The sequence below is a fragment of the Alcaligenes endophyticus genome (genome assembly GCF_026344035.1).
Classification (GTDB): domain Bacteria; phylum Pseudomonadota; class Gammaproteobacteria; order Burkholderiales; family Burkholderiaceae_B; genus Alcaligenes; species Alcaligenes endophyticus.
Genome location: NZ_JAPKND010000008.1, coordinates 96,985 through 114,825 on the forward strand (window position 1 = coordinate 96,985; position 17,841 = coordinate 114,825).

Sequence of the window (17,841 nt, forward strand, 5' to 3'; positions counted from 1 at the left end):
TAGGACAAACTTGTCCTAGACAAAGCACAAGCCTTACCTCTCGTTACAAGACTCAGTATTTATCCTTGAAGCCTAGTGCTGTGAGCAACCATAGCAAACTCAGGCCGCTGCCCAACCACAAAATGGCGCTGCCATGTCCGCTACGCAGTAATAGGCCACCTATTAAACCTCCGGAAAACACTCCCAAAGATTGCGTGGTGTTGTAAAAACCCAAGGCCATACCTTTATATTCGGCTGGCGCTACGCGCGATACCAAAGAAGGTTGTAAGGCTTCAAGAATATTGAAAGCAATAAAGAACAATATCAGCATGCCGATCATGCCAGGCAGAGTCGTACCCACCCATGGCATTAACGCTAACACCACCACCAGCAACAATACAGCTAGCTCCAGGGCCTGCTTATGCCGCTTACGTGTTTCGGTATAAAACACAGCCGGCACCATCAATAAAAACGACACTAAAATAACGGGCAAATAAACTTGCCACAACGAAGCAGAGTCAAAATTTCCCAAACGCGCTAAGCTGCCGGGCACAACGATAAATAGCGACATCAGCACAAAATGTAAGCAAAACACACCTAGATTCAAACGCAGCAGGTCAGCGTGCCGCAGTACCGCTGAAGCCGGAACCTGGTTAATTGGAGCGCGCGAAATAGGTGCATTGGGCACGACAAACGCAGCAATTAACAAACACACAAACCCCAACAGGCTAATGACCCAAAATAAGCCCGAAAGCCCAAACTGCCCTACCAGCAGAGGTGATAGCACCAAGGACACTGCAAATGAAATACCAATAGAGCCGCCCACCATTGCCATGGCTCGCGTACGTACTTCGGGACGCGTGGAGTCTGCCACCCAAGCGGAAATAGCGGCCGATACGGCTCCTAAACCCTGTATACAACGACCAACCGTGACCCATTCAATCGAAGTGGCAAGCGCGCACACCACACCACCTGCCACAAATAGCAGCATTCCACCCACAATCACCGGCCTACGCCCAAACTTATCTGAGGCCATCCCCAACGGGATTTGCAACACGGCTTGCGTTAGCCCATAGGCTCCTAAGGCTAACCCCACTTTAGCAAGGTCATCGCCCCCGACTAAGGTTTGCGCCACCACCGCAAAGACAGGGGTTAGCAAAAATAGCCCCAGCATGCGTGAAGCAAATAATAAAGCCAACAACATACTGGCTTTACGCTCTAGGGCGGTGAGACGTAAACGCACCGGGCGCTCAGAAGTGGGAGTAGTTTTTTGCTGGATGCTCATTCAAAACTCAATAACAACACGCTAATTGGCTAATGAACCAATAGAGTTCACAAAAAAATCAGCACAACGCGCTATAGTAGCAAGTTACCTTGTAGCTTTCTTCTAGAAAAACTGATGGACGCCATACGCATACGCGGAGCCCGCACGCACAACCTCAAAAATATATCTGTAGACCTGCCTCGACATCAACTTGTTGTCGTCACGGGTCTATCGGGTTCCGGCAAGTCGTCCTTAGCATTCGATACCTTGTATGCCGAAGGACAACGCCGCTATGTAGAAAGCTTGTCAGCGTATGCCCGGCAGTTTTTACAACTGATGGACAAACCCGATGTCGACTTAATCGAAGGCTTATCCCCTGCCATTGCAATTGAACAAAAAGCAGCGGGCCATAACCCAAGATCTACTGTCGGCACCACCACAGAGATACATGACTACCTGCGCTTATTGTACGCTCGCGTGGGCATCCCCTACTGCCCAGAGCACCATTTACCCCTGCAGGCACAAAGTGTCAGCCAAATGGTGGATCAGATTTTACAATGGGAGCCTGAAACTAAGATCGCTATTCTGGCGCCCATTCGTCCCGACGGCAAGCATAGCCTGAACACATCGCTCCAAGCCCTACAAGCGCAAGGTTTTGTGCGGGTACGCATTCAGGGCACGATGTATACCTTAGACGACAGGCCAAGTTTCGAAGGGCTAGACACCTCTACGGTGCAAGTTGTCGTGGATCGTTTACGTGTGCGTACCGATGCTCAACAGCGGTTGGCGGAAAGCCTAGAAACCGCCTTGAATCAAGCTGACGGCCGTGTCGTGGTACTCAATATGGATACTGAGCAAGAGCATGTGTATTCCAGCCATTATGCCTGCCCTGCCTGTGACTACAGCCTCAGCACCCTAGAGCCACGCTTATTCAGTTTTAATAACCCCGCCGGTGCTTGCCCTCAATGTAACGGCTTAGGTCAAGTAGATATCTTCGATCAAGATCTGGTTCTTGCCTTTCCAGACTTAAGTCTGGCTGGGGGTGCCATTGTTGGGTGGGATAAACGCAATGCCTTTATTTACACCCTCTTAACCAGCTTGGCGGCGCATTATGAATTCAATATCGACGATCCGTTTAATTGTTTGACTCCCGAGGTACAGCATAAAATACTGTACGGCTCTGGCGAGGAACAAATCTCCTTTCTCTACTTAAACGAGGGCGGCCGTACGACGGTAAAAACTCACGCCTTCGAGGGAGTGATTCCCAATCTTGAGCGGCGCTGGAACGAAACTGACTCCACTGCGGTACGCGACGAGCTAGCCAAACTACGCCGTACCCATATTTGCCCGTCTTGCCAGGGGGCACGCTTACGCCTTGAAGCACGTCACGTACGTATTGGAATGGATACCGCCCAAGAGCAAGAGGTTGGCTTAGCTATTTATGAGGTAGAAGCCTTATCGCTGGCTGACTGCCTACATTGGTTCGAGCAGTTGGAACTACGGGGGGCTCGCAAAGAGATTGCCGACCGTATCCTTAAAGAAATTCGAGCTCGCCTAGAGTTTCTCAATAACGTGGGTCTGAGCTATTTGTCCTTGGATCGCAGTGCCGACACTATCTCTGGTGGGGAAGCTCAGCGCATACGTCTAGCCAGCCAAATAGGCTCGGGTTTAACAGGTGTCATGTATGTGTTGGACGAACCCTCGATTGGTCTGCATCAACGCGACAACGAGCGTCTTATTCACACCCTAGAGCATTTGCGCAACTTAGGTAATAGCGTCATTGTGGTGGAGCATGACGAGGACATGATACGTGCTGCCGATTACGTGATTGACATGGGGCCAGGAGCCGGAGAGCATGGAGGCCAAGTCATCGCGCAAGGTACACCTGCCGAACTCTGCGCTAACCCTGCTTCCTTAACAGGGCAATATCTGAATGGTGAGCTGGCTATCCGTGCACCGCACACCCGTCCCATGGAGGAATCTCTAGAATGGCTAGAGCTTATCGGGGCGTCGGGGCATAATCTGAAGTCCGTCCACCTGCGCATCCCTGCCACACGTTTAACCTGTATCACTGGGGTGTCAGGCTCAGGCAAGTCAACGCTCATCAATGAAACACTAGCAACGGCCTTATCCGGTCGCTTACACCGAGCCCAAACACCGCCCGCCCCCTACGAAAGCCTTCTAGGGGTAGAGCTTTTTGACAAAATTATCTCTGTCGACCAAAGCCCCATCGGTCGCACCCCACGCAGTAACCCCGCTACCTACACCGGTATGTTTACCAGTATTCGTGAGCTCTTTGCCGGCGTCCCCGAAGCCCGCTTACGTGGCTATGACCCTGGGCGATTTTCCTTTAATGTAAAGGGTGGACGTTGCGAGGCTTGCCAAGGGGATGGCGTAGTCAAAGTGGAAATGCACTTTCTGCCTGATGTGTATGTGCCATGCGAAGTCTGCCAAGGGCTACGCTATAACCGCGAAACCTTAGATATACGGTACCGCGGCCTGAATATCAGCGAAGTGCTTGACCTGACAGTCGCGCAAGCGATGGAGTTCTTCGATGCCGTGCCTGCTGTGGCTCGCAAACTGTCCACGCTGATGGATGTAGGCTTGTCGTATATACGCTTAGGACAAAGTGCCACCACACTTTCTGGCGGGGAAGCGCAACGGGTCAAGTTGTCGTTAGAACTCTCTCGACGCAGCACTGGGCGCACCATTTATATCTTAGACGAACCCACTACAGGATTACACTTCCATGATATTGCCGTACTGCTGGACGTACTCAATAAACTCGTTGATGCAGGCAACACCGTGGTGGTCATCGAACATAATCTGGATGTGATTAAAACCGCAGACTGGGTGGTCGATATGGGGCCGGAGGGTGGCCAAGGAGGGGGCTCTATTGTGGTGCAGGGCACCCCTGCCGATGTCGCCGCATGTGCGGCAAGCCATACTGGTCGCTACTTACGTACGCTCTTAGCCACTACATGACAAACAACTGTTGATGCTCACGTATGGCATGACGATCGGTCATGCCCGCAATGTAGTCCGCAATCGCGCGCGCCTGCTCGATGCGATCGTCACGTCGGTGCTCTTGTGCCAGCACCCGAGGATCGTCCAGAAAAGCCTGAAATAACTCACGCACAATACGGCGCGCCTTATTTGTCATGCGCACAACTTTGTAATGCCGATATAAATTTCGATGTAAAAAACGCTTTAACTCGTCCGCCTCGGCGCGCATCTGGGTTGAAAAGCTGGCTAATCTAGGCAAGTCGCGCACCTCATCAACATGTTCAGGCTGGTAGCGTTGCAAATTAGCTAACGTGGTCTGGGTTAAATCTATAACCAAAGTGTTAATCATGCGTCGAATAATTTCAGCAACCAAACGCTTACCTTGTAACGCGGGATACAGTGTGCGCACCTGAGCATAATGGCGGGCAAATAGGCTCAACTCCATCAACTGTTCGATTTGGATTAAACCCGAGCGTAATCCGTCATCAATATCATGGTTGTTGTAGGCGATTTCATCGGCCAGATTGGCCAGTTGAGCTTCTAAAGAAGGTTGCTGCTTTTGTAGAAAACGCTCCCCCACGTCGCCTAACAATAACGCGTGCTTTACCGAGCAATGCTTGAGTATGCCTTCCCGCGTTTCAAAACAAAGATTTAGGCCATTGAAGGCGGCGTAACGCTCTTCAAGCTCGTCAACAATACGCAAACTCTGTAAGTTGTGCTCAAACCCGCCGGCTTGCGGGCAAAGCTCTTGCATACATGCGTTTAACTCATCCTGACCCGCATGCCCAAAAGGAGTATGGCCTAAATCGTGTGCCAGAGAAATGGCCTCAATTAAGTCCTCGTGTAAGCCCAGGTTACGTGCCACAGCACGGGCAATCTGAGCCACCTCTAGGCTATGAGTTAACCGAGTACGAAACAAATCACCTTCATGATTGATAAAAACCTGCGTTTTATACTCTAGTAGACGAAAGGCATTGCAGTGCACGATGCGGTCGCGATCTCGCTGGAAGGCATTACGCCCTTGCGGCGCAGCCTCGGAGTGCCGCCGGCCGCGGGATTGTTCAGGGAAACAAGCATAAGCGGCCAAACGTGACATGGGTTTACTCCTGAGTTGAGCTCTCAAAACGACGCAGTACTTCACGTACTGCACTGGCCTCTACGGTTTGCACTACCGCTTTACCCATATGGGGTAGCAGTACAAAGCGCAATTGCCCGCCTTCTGTTTTCTTGTCTACCTGCATTAACTCCAGCCACTTATCCGCAGACCAGGCAGGCGGTACAGATGGGCAGCCACTCGCTATCACCAGTTCACGAATGGCGTGGACGTGTGCAGGGGGCAAGCCACATACTAACGCAGACAGTTCAGCCGCCATAATCATGCCGCAACCTACCGCTTCACCATGCAACCATTGCCCATATCCCAGTCCTGACTCTATCGCATGTCCAAAGGTATGACCAAAATTTAAAATAGCGCGTAAACCTGACTCCCGCTCGTCTTGCGAAACCACTTCTGCCTTGACCTCGCAGGAGCGTTGTATCGCATAGGCCAAAGCAGGTGCATTGAGTTGACGTAAGGCCGGCATATTCGCCCCGCACCAATCGAAAAACTGAGAGTCATAAATCATCCCGTACTTGATCACCTCAGCCAAGCCAGCGGAAATTTCACGCCCAGGTAAGGAGTTCAGTACGGTGGTGTCAATTTCAACCGCTACCGGTTGATAAAAGGCACCAATCATGTTTTTACCTAAAGGATGGTTAATAGCAGTTTTGCCTCCCACAGAGGAGTCGACCTGCGACAATAAGGTGGTGGGCACCTGCAAAAAGCGCACGCCACGCATGAAGCACGCCGCTGCAAAACCCGCCATATCCCCGATGACCCCGCCCCCCAAGGCGACGATCAAAGCTTTCCGATCTAGACGCTCAGCCAATAAACGATCAAAAATCACATTCAAAGTGGACCATGATTTATGCTCCTCGCCATCGGGCAACATAATCGTCAAGACTCGTTTTCCACTTTCCTCTAGTGCGCGTCGCACTTGATCCCCATACAAACCATCCACCGTTGGGTTGGTGACGATCGCAATCGCCGTTGTCGATGCAGGGATACTTTGAGCGAGCGCATTTAAACGCCCCGCTGCGATATGGATGGGATACACACCACCCTCGGTATTTACCTGGACCAGACTCATTAAGCTACCCCTTTAAGCAAAGCCAATAACTGCCGAACCACAGGCGCCACAGGCGCTGAGCCGGTTTCAAAAGACAAATGCGCAACCTCATGATACAAGGGTTCGCGCTGTTCTAATAAACGTGCAAGCGTTCCGCGGGGATCACTATTTTGCAACAGTGGGCGGTTACGATCGCGCGCTACCCGTCGAAATAGCTCATCTACACTAGCACGCAAATACACGACCGTCCCGCGTTCGCGCAGATAATGCCGATTCAGCGACGAAAGTATGGCTCCTCCCCCCGTTGCCAGTACAATACCAGGCATACGGGATACCGCATCCAGTACCGCTGACTCACGTTTGCGGAACCCTTCTTCCCCTTCGAAGTCAAAGATAGTTGCCACCCGGACGCCACAACGCGCCTCAAGCTCATGATCCAAATCGATAAACTTTCGATTCATTTCCTTAGCGAGCTGTCGGCCTATTGTGGTCTTTCCGGCACCCATCATTCCGACTAAAATAATGGGACGTGCACCGCCTTGTTGTAATTCCAGCAGTTCAGACTCGGTTAAAGGACTAGGATGATCAACGGACATCAGGTGTACAGGTAAAGAGTCATTCATTTGTGTATTATCCCATTAGCACCTGTAAAGCACAGGCCATATTGCCGAATTATATTGTTACATTATGTCCGCGCATAATATCCAGTCCGAAACTTATTGGGCTTAAAATCACAGCCAATGAGTTCTCCTAAGACTTCCTCCCCCTCCGCCCCTACGCGTTCCTCCGGTTCCTTTTTTGTCCGCTTAGTGACAAAAACAGTGATTTTACTCGGAGGCCTAGGTTTATGCGCAGCACTATTAGCGTCTTTAGCACTGGCGCTAACTTGGCCTAATCTGCCTGACCTCAGTGCTATGATCGATTATCGACCCCGTGTACCCCTACGCATCTACACCGCTGATAAAGTATTAATCGGTGAGTTCGGCGAAGAGCGTCGCAACGTACTGCGCTCTGACGAGATCCCTGACGTCATGAAATCTGCCATTCTAGCGGCGGAGGACGATCGTTTTTATCAGCACAGCGGTATAGACTGGATGGGTGTGGGGCGTGCCGCGCTGGCTAACCTCACGCATATGTCCAAAACCCAAGGGGCAAGCACCATTACCATGCAGGTAGCGCGTAACTTTTATCTCTCCTCAGATAAAACCTACACGCGTAAGTTCTACGAGCTAATGCTCACGTTCAAAATTGAAGCCACCCTAAGCAAAGAGCAGATTCTTGAACTGTACATGAATCAAATTTTCTTAGGACATAGGGCCTATGGCTTTGCGGCTGCCTCACGCACTTATTTGGGTAAAGAACTGGCCGACGTTACCATTGCTGAAGCAGCCATCTTGGCGGGTATCCCCAAGGCACCCTCACGCTATAACCCTATCGCCAATTTTTCTCGCGCGAAAAGCCGCCAAGCTTATGTACTAGGCCGTATGCGTGCCCTAGGTTACATCACCGAGGCTGAATATGAACAAGCCATGCATCAGGAAATTATTATTAAGCCTGCTGTAGGAACCCCTGCCGGCGGCTATGCCGTGCATGGTGAGTATGCAGCAGAATTAGCGCGCCAATTGCTACACGGGGTATACCAAGAAAATGTCTACTCCCGCGGGCTAAACATCTACACCACCATAGACTCTAAAGACCAAGAGGCTGCGTATCTAGCGCTTCGGAATGGTGTGCTCAATTACACCCGCCGTGCCCGCTATACAGGGCCGCAAGGGCAAATCGCCCTACCGGCTGGTCTTGAAAATGATGCCGCCGCACTGGATGCCACCTTAGACCAAACCTTTGAAAAGTTTCCCGATGTTGGCGATATGCTGACCGGTGTAGTTTTGGAGGCTAGCCCCACACATATCCGTGTCGCCCGCAGCGCCGAAAAAATCATCGACGTCACGGATAAACGGGCCCTTAATATTGTCGCCCGCGGCTTAGGTAACAAAGCGGCCCCTGATGTAAAAATAGAGCGCGGCTCCGTCGTGTACTTATTCAAACAGCCGGAGTACTGGGAAGTACTCAACATGCCTTCCGTGCAGGCGGCCCTGGTATCCATGCGCCCACAAGATGGGGCCATTAAAGCTATGGTCGGAGGTTTTCATTTCTCGGATGGTAAGTTCAATCGCGTCACACAAGCTTGGCGCCAACCAGGTTCGGCATTTAAGCCCTTTATTTACGCCTCTGCCTTAGAACGTGGTTTGACTCCCGCTACGCAGATCTCTGACGAACCATTCATTATCCCTGCCACCGCCACCTCTAAAGCGTGGGCGCCTAAAAACTATGGCCGCACCTACGAGCCGATGCTCACCATGCGCCAAGGACTATACAAGTCTAAAAACATGGTCTCTATCCGGATCATGCAAGCGGTAGGGGCCAAATACGTACAGGACTACCTCACGCGCTTTGGTTTTGACCCGGCACGTCAACCGGCCGTTCTACCATTAGCGTTAGGAGCTGGTAGTGTTACCCCTCTCCAATTAGCTGCCGCGTACAGTGTGTTTGCCAATGGCGGCTACCGCGTACAACCTTATCTGATCGACCACGTCACCGACAGTACCGGAAAAGTCATCATGCAAGCCCAACCAACCATTGCTGGTGACTCGGCGGCCCGTGCTATTGATGCTCGCACCGCCTATGTCATGAATGATATGCTACGAGGCGTCGCCACTTCAGGAACCGGGGCCCGTGCTTCCGCCACCTTAAAACGCAATGACATAGGTGGTAAAACAGGTACCACCAATGATTCGCATGACGCTTGGTTTGCTGGCTACACTCCCAAACTGGTGAGTGTCGCTTGGATGGGTTTTGATCAACCCCGTAGCCTAGGTTCAGGCGAGACCGGCGGTGGTGCAGCCATGCCCATCTGGATTGACTACATGGGCAAAGCCCTCGCCGGTGAACCTTTGGCCCCTCCCGGCGCCATGCCACCGGGCTTAAGCCGACAAAACGGCGACTTCTATTTTGATGAGTTTCCTCCCGGGCAAGCCATCGCTCGAGTAGGCCTACCCGCCCCCGGAGACTTTGACGGCATTGATGATCTTCTACGCCAACTGCCGTCAGAACCCAGCCCTGGCCGGGAAAGCTCATCCTCACCGCAAACCAGTAATTTCGTAACTTTTTAACCTACCACGCCAGCATAAGCTGGCGTTTTTTTATGCCCGCTGCTTAATCAGTGGCCCTACCCACACTAGCGAGGTGTTTATTATGAGCAAGCACTGGCATAATAAAAGCCCCGAACGCTCATGCTTAACGCTGCTATGCCTCATACCTCTCTCTCTTACCGCTGCATCCAACGCTTATTTTCTATAATGCTATGCTCGTGCTTACTGTCAGCCTGCGGTTATAAAGGTCCCTTAGAGCACCCTGCCGCTCAACCACAGCCGCCTAGCGCAGAGCAACCCAACACCTAACTAGTCTGACTTCTGTCTTAAGCCCCGAGCCGCCTAGCTCTAAACTTTCTCTTTTTTGCTTACTCATGACCGTCGCACCTCATTTTCAATTCCACCACCGCACCCTACATGCCGAGCAAGTCCCTCTCACGGAGCTCGCTGAGCAATTTGGCACGCCTTTGTACGTTTATTCGCGCCACGCCCTGCGTGATGCGTGGGAGTCCTACCGTATCGCCGGTCAGGGCCGTAAACTACTGGTTTGTTATGGCATGAAAGCCAACTCTAATCTGGCCGTTCTGCAAGAATTTGCCCAATTAGGTACTGGCTTTGATATTGTTTCTGGTGGTGAATTAGCGCGTGTCTTAGCGGCAGGTGGCGATCCGAGCAAAGTGGTATTTTCCGGCGTGGGCAAACAAGTATGGGAAATTGAGGCTGCCCTACAAGCCGGGGTAAAGTGCTTCAACGTAGAGTCTGAAGGCGAACTAGAACGCATTGCTGAAATCGCCGCGCGTATGGGCAAACGTGCTCCTATCTCCTTGCGTGTGAACCCCGATGTCGATGCCCACACACACCCCTATATTTCTACTGGCCTCAAAGACAACAAATTCGGGGTGCCTATCGAGCACGCCCCCGCTATTTATGCACGTGCACAGCAACTAGAAAGCTTGCTCATCACAGGTGTCGATTGCCATATAGGATCACAGATCACGGAAATCAGTCCTTATCTCGATGCCTTAGATAAGCTCATCAAGCTTATTAAGCAATTACAAGCTCAAGGCGTACAGCTCGAGCATTTAGATTTAGGCGGTGGCTTAGGCATCCGATACACCGACGAAACCCCCGCCACGCCAAGTGATTTACTCAGCCACGTATTTGTAGCCCTCGATGAGCATCAACTGGGCCATTTGGAAATCGTTCTCGAACCAGGCCGCTCAATGGTGGGGAATGCCGGGGTGCTGTTAACTCGAGTCGAATACCTCAAGCACGGTGACGGTAAAAATTTCGCCATTATTGACGCCGCCATGAATGACCTGATCCGCCCGACCTTGTACGATGCCTGGCACAGCGTAGAGGCCGTGGAGCCCCGACCCGTCAACCCGGACACACCAGTGTACGATTTAGTAGGCCCCATTTGTGAAAGTGGCGACTGGATAGCCCGCGACCGTCAATTAGCCTTGGCACCCGATGACTTGCTCGCCATCATGTCTGCGGGCGCCTATGCCTTTACCATGTCTAGCCAGTACAATACGCGCCCTAGGGCCGCTGAAGTCATGGTGGACGGAAGCACGGTGCATCTCATCAGGCCACGGGAAGAGCTAGCCAGTTTATTCGCCTCTGAACGTCTACTTCCTAAATAAATTCAAAAACCGGCGTTTAAATCTTAAAGAAATATGGCCATATTCCGTTAACCAGACATGTATTAGGGGAGTGTCAATCTTACGCGCCCTAGCTAAAAGCTACTTACCTAGAAAAATCAATACCTTGAGCATCTATGTAAAAGCTAAGCGCTGGAGATGTAAACGTCATTATGACAGTAGCGGGAATGCGGCTAAATAGCTCGGCACGTGTCGGCCCTAAAGAACATTGGTTTCTTAGGGCCGTCTGTTGTTATCTGATTCCCTGCTGTATCGTGCTGTTAAGCCTCACGGTAATGTTTTTTTTGCCTAAGCAGTACCCTAGCGCACAAAGCCACAGCCTGTCTTTTCACAGCGGCTCTGGCTTTATGCAATCCCTGTCTGCCGAACAAAGCCAACGTCTTTTACAAGAAATCCCCACTACGCGCCTTGCGCACGCTGGTAATAACTGGCTTGTATTTCAACTCCCTGCGCTACCGGTCAAGTCCGACAATTATTTGGTGCACGTTAATGGCACGGATATCCAAGCGCTGCAATGTTTACGCCCGCCTGACGGCCCGCCGCTTCCTGTTACTCAGTTAGGCCAAACCCCCGGCCCACTGTTATTAACAGGCTACATGCTTGACCTAGGTTCCAGCCCCGGCCCTGACACCATATTGTGTCAAATACACGCCAGTAACACCCAGTTATCCATTGATTTATGGCCTGCCTCTGGCTTACTACTCTACGCCACTAATCAAACGCGGGGCGTCAGCCTACTCGAAGGCGGGCTGCTTTCCCTATGCCTACTTATCTTAATACTGGCATTAGTCACTCGTGATCGCACGTATCTACTGCTAAGCATCTGGCTGCTGGGCAACCTGCGCCTGGGTGCCACGGTCATGGGTTGGGACCACTTTTGGTTAGGTCACCATCTCCCCCCTGAGTATATAGATCAAGTCAGACGATTCACCATCGCCTGCTACTTTCTAATTAGTGCAGCCCTATTTGGCCGCTTATTCAGTGCAGCGCTACCTCACCCCTACTTATATCGTGTCCTTAGCCCTATCGCCTATCTGGGGCTGTTGCTTATAGCTCTAGCGCCCTTTACTCCCCAAGCCTACTACCTGCCAATCCAAATTGTCAGTACCGTTGTGGCATTACTCTTGATGGGAGTACTGCTCGTCCGCATCCTTATCCAAGTTGATGGCAGCACACGCATTTGGCATCTGGTTTTACTCAGCATGGTGTTATGCGTGTTGCTTTCCGCCGTATACCTACTCGTATTCGGGCGCTCCATCTTTATTGAGAACTTTAACGGGGTCATTACGTTACTGTTATCCAGCCTTATGGCTTCGTTAGTCGTGGCGGAACAAATACGCGGATCCCGATGGGCTCCACCCTATACGCTGCATTACGAGCCACAGGTCTTAAATACACTGAGCCCTGTAGGCTTTTTTATTCTCGACCAACAGCAACGTTTTCTCGCCATGGATAACAGTGTCCAAGCGGCACTGAGCATTGATTTTGATCCCAACCAACCAGTTTATTGGGAAGATCACTTTGGCCCGTTAGACTGGGCAACTATTCATGCCAGTGACAATACTGGTGTTACGATTGAAATCCCCGCATCACGCAACACGAATACCGACACCAATCCATCACTCAGCGCGCGCACACGCTATTACCTACTACGAGCCCTGAACACCGATGAGCTCATTTACGGTAGTCTGCAAGACATCACCGCCACTCAGCAAACCATGGCGCAGTTGCAGCAGGCCGCCGATAGCGACCCGGTCACGCAGTTATTAAATCAACGTGGCCTAGAAAAAGCACTCAAAGAACAGCTAGAACAAGCAGCGCTCAATAACAAATCATGTGTGCTGGCCTACTTGAATCTCAATCATATTAAATACCTTAATCCTATCGCGGGGCAACACACCAACGAAGCCTTACTCAAAGCCGTCGGCGAGCTCATTACCGATCAGCTCAATAATAATCAGATCGTTGCTCGCCTCAATAATGATGAGTTTCTGATTCTGTTCCCCAACAGCCATAGCACGCAAGTACACGCTAAGGCGAACGACATTATTCAATCGCTTAACTCTGCCCCACTCACGGTAGGCAATCGTAGTTTTAACCTTAAAAGCTCCATCGGCTTGGTCGAGCTATCTGCCTCCATGAGCAGCCAAGAGGCAATTTCTGCTGCGCATCGGGCTGCTCGCGAAGCCCATAAACAGATGCAAGACGTGGTGCTGTATACCCAAAACTCGCACGAGCTTAACGAGCACGCTGCTGAACTGCGTCTATTCCAAGAACTGGAAGGTGGCTCCTCGCATGGACTGTTTCTTGAGATGCAAGCGATTATGTCCTTACGCGCCCCCCTAGACTCGCTGAATTTTGAAATTCTATTACGGGTACGCGACTCGACAGGACAGTTGCTGCCCTCGGGTAAAATCATCGCTGCCGCCGAGCAAAGTAATACGATTATTATTATCGACAAGTGGGTTTTTGGCTCTACCCTAGAGTGGCTGGCCAAACACGAACAGCATCTAAAAAACACACGCCAAATCAATATTAATCTTAGCGGCGTGTCTCTCAATAACGATGACTTTAACGAGTCGTTCATTGAGTTGCTCAGCAAGCACGAGCCCCTACTCAAACGCATATGTGTAGAAATCACTGAAGGTGTCGCCCTTGCCGACATGGAACGTACCCGACAATTCATGAGTCGACTACAAAAAATGGGGGTACGCATCGCACTGGATGACTTTGGTGCGGGTTATACATCCTTCCAATACCTACGCGAACTACCCGCCGATGCCATCAAAATTGATGGGGCACTGATTTGCGACATGCTCAAAAAAGAAACTAACGTGGCTATCGTGCGCACTATCGTGAAATTAGCGAATAATTTAGGCATGGTAACGATTGCCGAGTGGGTAGAAGATACCGAAACGCTGAAAGCCTTGGCAGATTTGGGCGTAGATTATGTGCAAGGGTTTGGCATTGCTAAACCATGTTCACCCAACGATATTCTTAGCGCCACCACCATCTTAGATCTAATCCCCGACGCCCGTACGCGCGCCATTGTCCGCGAGCTACACAATCGTACTTAAGCCTTCCAAAAGGCCGTTCTTTTGGCCCAGACATAAAAAAAGCACAAGGGCATCTTGTGCTTTTTTATTAGGAGCTTATCGGTGTCAGTGTTACAGCTCGCCGTAAGAGTGCAGACCCGACAGGAACATGTTAACGCCCAAGAATGCGAAGCTGGTAATTAGCACTCCTACCAACGCCCAGTAAGCCGCTACGGTTCCGCGTAAACCTTTCAGTAAACGCATATGCAACCACGCCGCATAATTTAGCCACACAATCAGCGCCCAGGTTTCTTTAGGATCCCACTGCCAGTACGTGCCCCAGGCATCAGCCGCCCACAGGGCTCCTAAAATAGTGGCCACAGTAAAAAACGCAAAGCCCACCGCAATGGCACGATACATAATATCGTCTAGCACTTCTAGCGATGGCAGTTTACGCCCAATGGGGCCTCGGAAAGCTAAAATGGCCCCGACCAGCAGACAGCTTATACCAAAATACAGCATCCACGTGGTAGAAACTTGCCGTGAACCAAACAACATAGGTTCAGCACACAGGATGGCGCCCAATATAAAGAGTGGGGCCAGTTTTTTCCAAGATCGGGTTTCGCTATTTTCTTTCACTAAATACGCAAATCCCACCATCGCCGCTAAAGAAAAAGTACCGTAACCTATAAAGTTAGCCGGTACGTGCAGCTTCATCCACCAGCTTTTCAACGCAGGTACCAAAGGCTGAATTTGATGTGCATCACGTGTAAATGAGTACCACAGTAAAAAAATCACCAGGGTACTAATGACTAATAAAACAAAACCACCAAGCGCACGAGTGTTGTAACGACGCTCGTAGTACAAATAAAACAAGGCGGTAATCAAGGCCAATAATACGAAAACTTCGTACAAGTTACTCACAGGTATGTGGCCAATATCTGGGCCTAACAAATGCCCCTCGCGCCACCGCACCAACAAGCCAATAGTGCCGGCATACACGGCTGCCCACGTCAGGCCTGAACCTATCCAGGCGGCTGTATTGCTGGCAAAGCCGATCCAATACATGACGGTGCCCAAAATAAACAAAGCACACATCCACAAAATGGCCGACTGCGAAGACAGCAGATACTTCAATAGAAACACCGAGTCGGCACGTTCGATATCACCATTAGACAGCCCACCCCCTGTGCTATATAACCATATCGCCAACAAAGCGATAAGACCTGCACCGACGCTCAAGGTACGCAGCGGACGCCACAACCAACCTAACCATACTAAAGCGGGGACCACTGCGCACAAAATGGCTTTTTCATAGCCATCCATACTAGCGCTATGCACAATTAGTGCGTAGGCTGCCCCGGCTGCCAGCACTACAAAATAAAGAAAATCGGTCCAGTCGGGGCGGCCACGTACACCACGCGCGTCACCACTGGAAGCAATAGATTGATGCCATTGTTCGGCAGCAGAGGAACTCAGACTAACGGCCATACTTAGCCCCTTATCATCAAGCAGACAGATGTTTGAACGCTGCCTGAAAGCGATCAAACTCCATGTTGAAATCAAGATTTCTACGCTGTGAAGTCATGGCAGCCATCAGGCTACTGCCTTGCTCTTGTGGGCGCACCCATATCCACACACGACGATCACGTATATAGAACATGGAAAACACACCGATTATTAAAAACAAGCACCCTAAATAAACGATCCACATTCCCGGGCTGCGTGCTACCTGAAACACACTAGCCTGTACGTGATCAAAATTATCTAAAGCCAACATAATCGGTGCGGGATAATTGGGCAAATTAGCAAATGCCAACACCGCAGATTGCATCCAGCGGTTATCAAAATTGTCTTCTTGCGCATAATCAGCAGGCGCTAACCCTTGCTGCGCCCGCACCATGTCGCGCAATTCAATGAGCGTGTATTGAATCATCGGTACAGCAAAAGCAAGAATTCGCTCGCGCTCTGCCTCGGGTACATGACCAATAATGCCGTCGAAGCCATTTTTAGTAAAGGCACGAATAGCATTGCTCGCGGCTAAAGTCAGTAACTCTTTTTGCTCGTCATTGGCACTATTGTTTTGTGCAAAAATGGCAGCGGCCTGAGAGACTAATTCGGCATTTTCCACCGCTGCGCGCAAATCCATAAACTCTTGCATGGAGCTATTGGCATCAGCAGGAATTCTTACGTAGCGAAACTCAGAACCCGCATTAGGGCGTATACCTGCCAAGAAAACGCGAGCGCCATCTAGCTCCACAGGCAACATATACTGTACAAACTCACTTGCTTGACCCTGCTCATCCACTAAGCGATAAAGTACGCTTGGCCCCACGTTTTTTAGGTGTTCATTTTTTTTGTTCGCAGCACTACCCGTTACTGCCGCCACATGCTCAATCATGGCCTTAGGCTGAGGATCTCCCTCGTTCAGATTTTCCACGTTGATAATACGTAGTTCTGTAGGAGTTAAGGTCAGTTGTCGCTCGGGCGTGGCTTGAATTTTTGAACTTTCACCCACTACGGACTCTATCTGAAAAGGCTTACTGCGGTCGCCACTTAAGGGATAAGCCTTCAACTTCACCGTACTGCCCCCATCATCAAAACCAGATTGATAGACCGTTACCCCTTTATAGCGCAGGGGCTCATTAACCTCGATAGTGCGATCAAAGCTGTCGCCTGTCTCGGGATCAATCACCGTCACTTCGCTTTTAAAGCTACTAGGCATACCGGTGGAGTAATAATCCACAATAAATTTTTTCAATTCCAACTGAAATGGAATGGGCTGCACCAAAACTCCATCACCTGAATTCACCACCGCAGTGGCAGTTCTAGCGCCTTCAGGCAAGAGCATATTGGCACGAAAACTGGGATTAGCAATTGACAGGCGCCCTTCAAGCGGCACTGCAGAGATCAGCATATTTTCGGTAATGGGCTTTTTCCCACCTAGCCAAACTTGCATGCGTACAGGCAAGTCGCTATCCAGTAAGCCACCTACACAAATCACCACAATAGCCAAGTGAGCAAAGATATAGCCCAACTTATTAGCACTGCCTTTCTTTGCTGCCAGCATCACGCTGCCATCGCTGTCATGACGCGCTTTGACCGCATAGCCCATTGCCTGCAATAGTGTCTGAGCCTCGGCAGCGCTGTGTTCGGCATTTTGTGAGCTTTGCGTCTCGACGCGATGTGGAAAAGCGCGCAAGCTACCACCGCGTACATGGTCTTTAAAAGAGCGCATGTCACGTATCATTTTGGGCGCATTACGGATCACACAGAGCGTGGTGGAAACCACTAAAAAGCCCATGATGATCAAAAACCACCAACTGTTATAGACCGAGGCGACCGAAAACAGGGCGAAAAACTCGACCCAATACGGCCCAAACTGATCTATATACGTCGTAGAAGGCTGATTCTGAGCCAATACGGTGCCAATAACACTAGCAATACAAAGGAAGCTCAATAGACTAACGGCAAACCGCATAGAGCCTAAGAGTTCAAAGAAATCAGCAAAAACACGCGACGGCTTATTCACAAATCTACTTTTTATTTACAGGGTGGGATTACGTTGCACTTACC

At 50.6% G+C, this 17,841-nt stretch carries 11 protein-coding genes; 5 read left to right on the forward strand and 6 right to left on the reverse strand.

What is annotated here, in order from left to right:
• Positions 1–52: 52 nt before the first annotated feature.
• On the reverse strand, positions 53–1,264 hold the full coding sequence (locus OSH01_RS13575; RefSeq protein ID WP_266124658.1) for an MFS transporter: 1,212 nt from the start codon (positions 1,262–1,264) through the stop codon (positions 53–55).
• Positions 1,265–1,378: 114 nt separating this feature from the next.
• Between OSH01_RS13575 and uvrA the strand changes: the two genes are divergently transcribed.
• A complete protein-coding gene (gene uvrA / locus OSH01_RS13580; protein ID WP_266124659.1) occupies positions 1,379–4,228 on the forward strand; it encodes an excinuclease ABC subunit UvrA in 2,850 nt (949 codons plus the stop codon).
• Here uvrA and OSH01_RS13585 read toward each other — a convergent pair.
• The 3 genes from OSH01_RS13585 to OSH01_RS13595 are packed head-to-tail and all read right to left on the reverse strand — an operon-like array spanning position 4,221 to position 7,040.
• The gene (locus tag OSH01_RS13585; RefSeq protein ID WP_266124660.1) at positions 4,221–5,345 is read right to left on the reverse strand and encodes a deoxyguanosinetriphosphate triphosphohydrolase; all 1,125 of its coding nucleotides are present in this window, start codon (positions 5,343–5,345) and stop codon (positions 4,221–4,223) included. The genes uvrA and OSH01_RS13585 overlap by 8 nt on opposite strands.
• Positions 5,346–5,349: 4 nt before the next feature.
• Positions 5,350–6,438 carry a 3-dehydroquinate synthase gene (gene aroB / locus OSH01_RS13590; RefSeq protein WP_266124661.1) on the reverse strand — a complete coding sequence of 363 codons (1,089 nt, stop codon included), beginning with the start codon at positions 6,436–6,438 and terminating at the stop codon, positions 5,350–5,352.
• Complete coding sequence (locus OSH01_RS13595) at positions 6,438–7,040, reverse strand: shikimate kinase (RefSeq protein WP_290459059.1); 603 nt, start codon at positions 7,038–7,040, stop codon at positions 6,438–6,440. Before OSH01_RS13595 ends, aroB begins: the two co-directional genes overlap by 1 nt.
• Positions 7,041–7,157: 117 nt before the next feature.
• Here OSH01_RS13595 and OSH01_RS13600 point away from each other — a divergent pair, with 117 nt between their 5' ends.
• The 4 genes from OSH01_RS13600 to OSH01_RS13610 all read left to right on the forward strand — a co-directional run bounded on the left by OSH01_RS13600 (position 7,158) and on the right by OSH01_RS13610 (position 14,307).
• Entirely contained in the window at positions 7,158–9,587 is a 2,430-nt protein-coding gene (locus OSH01_RS13600) for a penicillin-binding protein 1A (protein ID WP_266124662.1), read from the forward strand.
• 135 nt (positions 9,588–9,722) lie between these two features.
• Positions 9,723–9,875, forward strand: a complete 153-nt coding sequence (lptM, locus tag OSH01_RS16545; protein WP_354270628.1) for an LPS translocon maturation chaperone LptM — start codon at positions 9,723–9,725, stop codon at positions 9,873–9,875.
• 65 nt (positions 9,876–9,940) lie between these two features.
• Positions 9,941–11,212, forward strand: coding sequence for a diaminopimelate decarboxylase (gene lysA / locus OSH01_RS13605; RefSeq protein WP_266124663.1), 1,272 nt, complete (start codon positions 9,941–9,943; stop codon positions 11,210–11,212).
• A 365-nt stretch (positions 11,213–11,577) separates the two neighbouring features.
• Positions 11,578–14,307: an EAL domain-containing protein gene (locus OSH01_RS13610; RefSeq protein WP_266124664.1), complete on the forward strand. Its 2,730-nt coding sequence runs from the start codon at positions 11,578–11,580 to the stop codon at positions 14,305–14,307.
• Positions 14,308–14,397: 90 nt separating this feature from the next.
• Here the strand turns inward: OSH01_RS13610 and ccsB are convergent, their stop codons facing one another.
• Together ccsB and OSH01_RS13620 are read right to left on the reverse strand one after the other, a co-directional pair.
• A complete protein-coding gene (gene ccsB, locus OSH01_RS13615) occupies positions 14,398–15,756 on the reverse strand; it encodes a c-type cytochrome biogenesis protein CcsB (RefSeq protein ID WP_266124665.1) in 1,359 nt (452 codons plus the stop codon).
• Between the two features lie 16 nt (positions 15,757–15,772).
• Complete coding sequence (locus OSH01_RS13620) at positions 15,773–17,746, reverse strand: cytochrome c biogenesis protein ResB (protein ID WP_266124731.1); 1,974 nt, start codon at positions 17,744–17,746, stop codon at positions 15,773–15,775.
• Between the last annotated feature and the right edge of the window lie 95 nt (positions 17,747–17,841).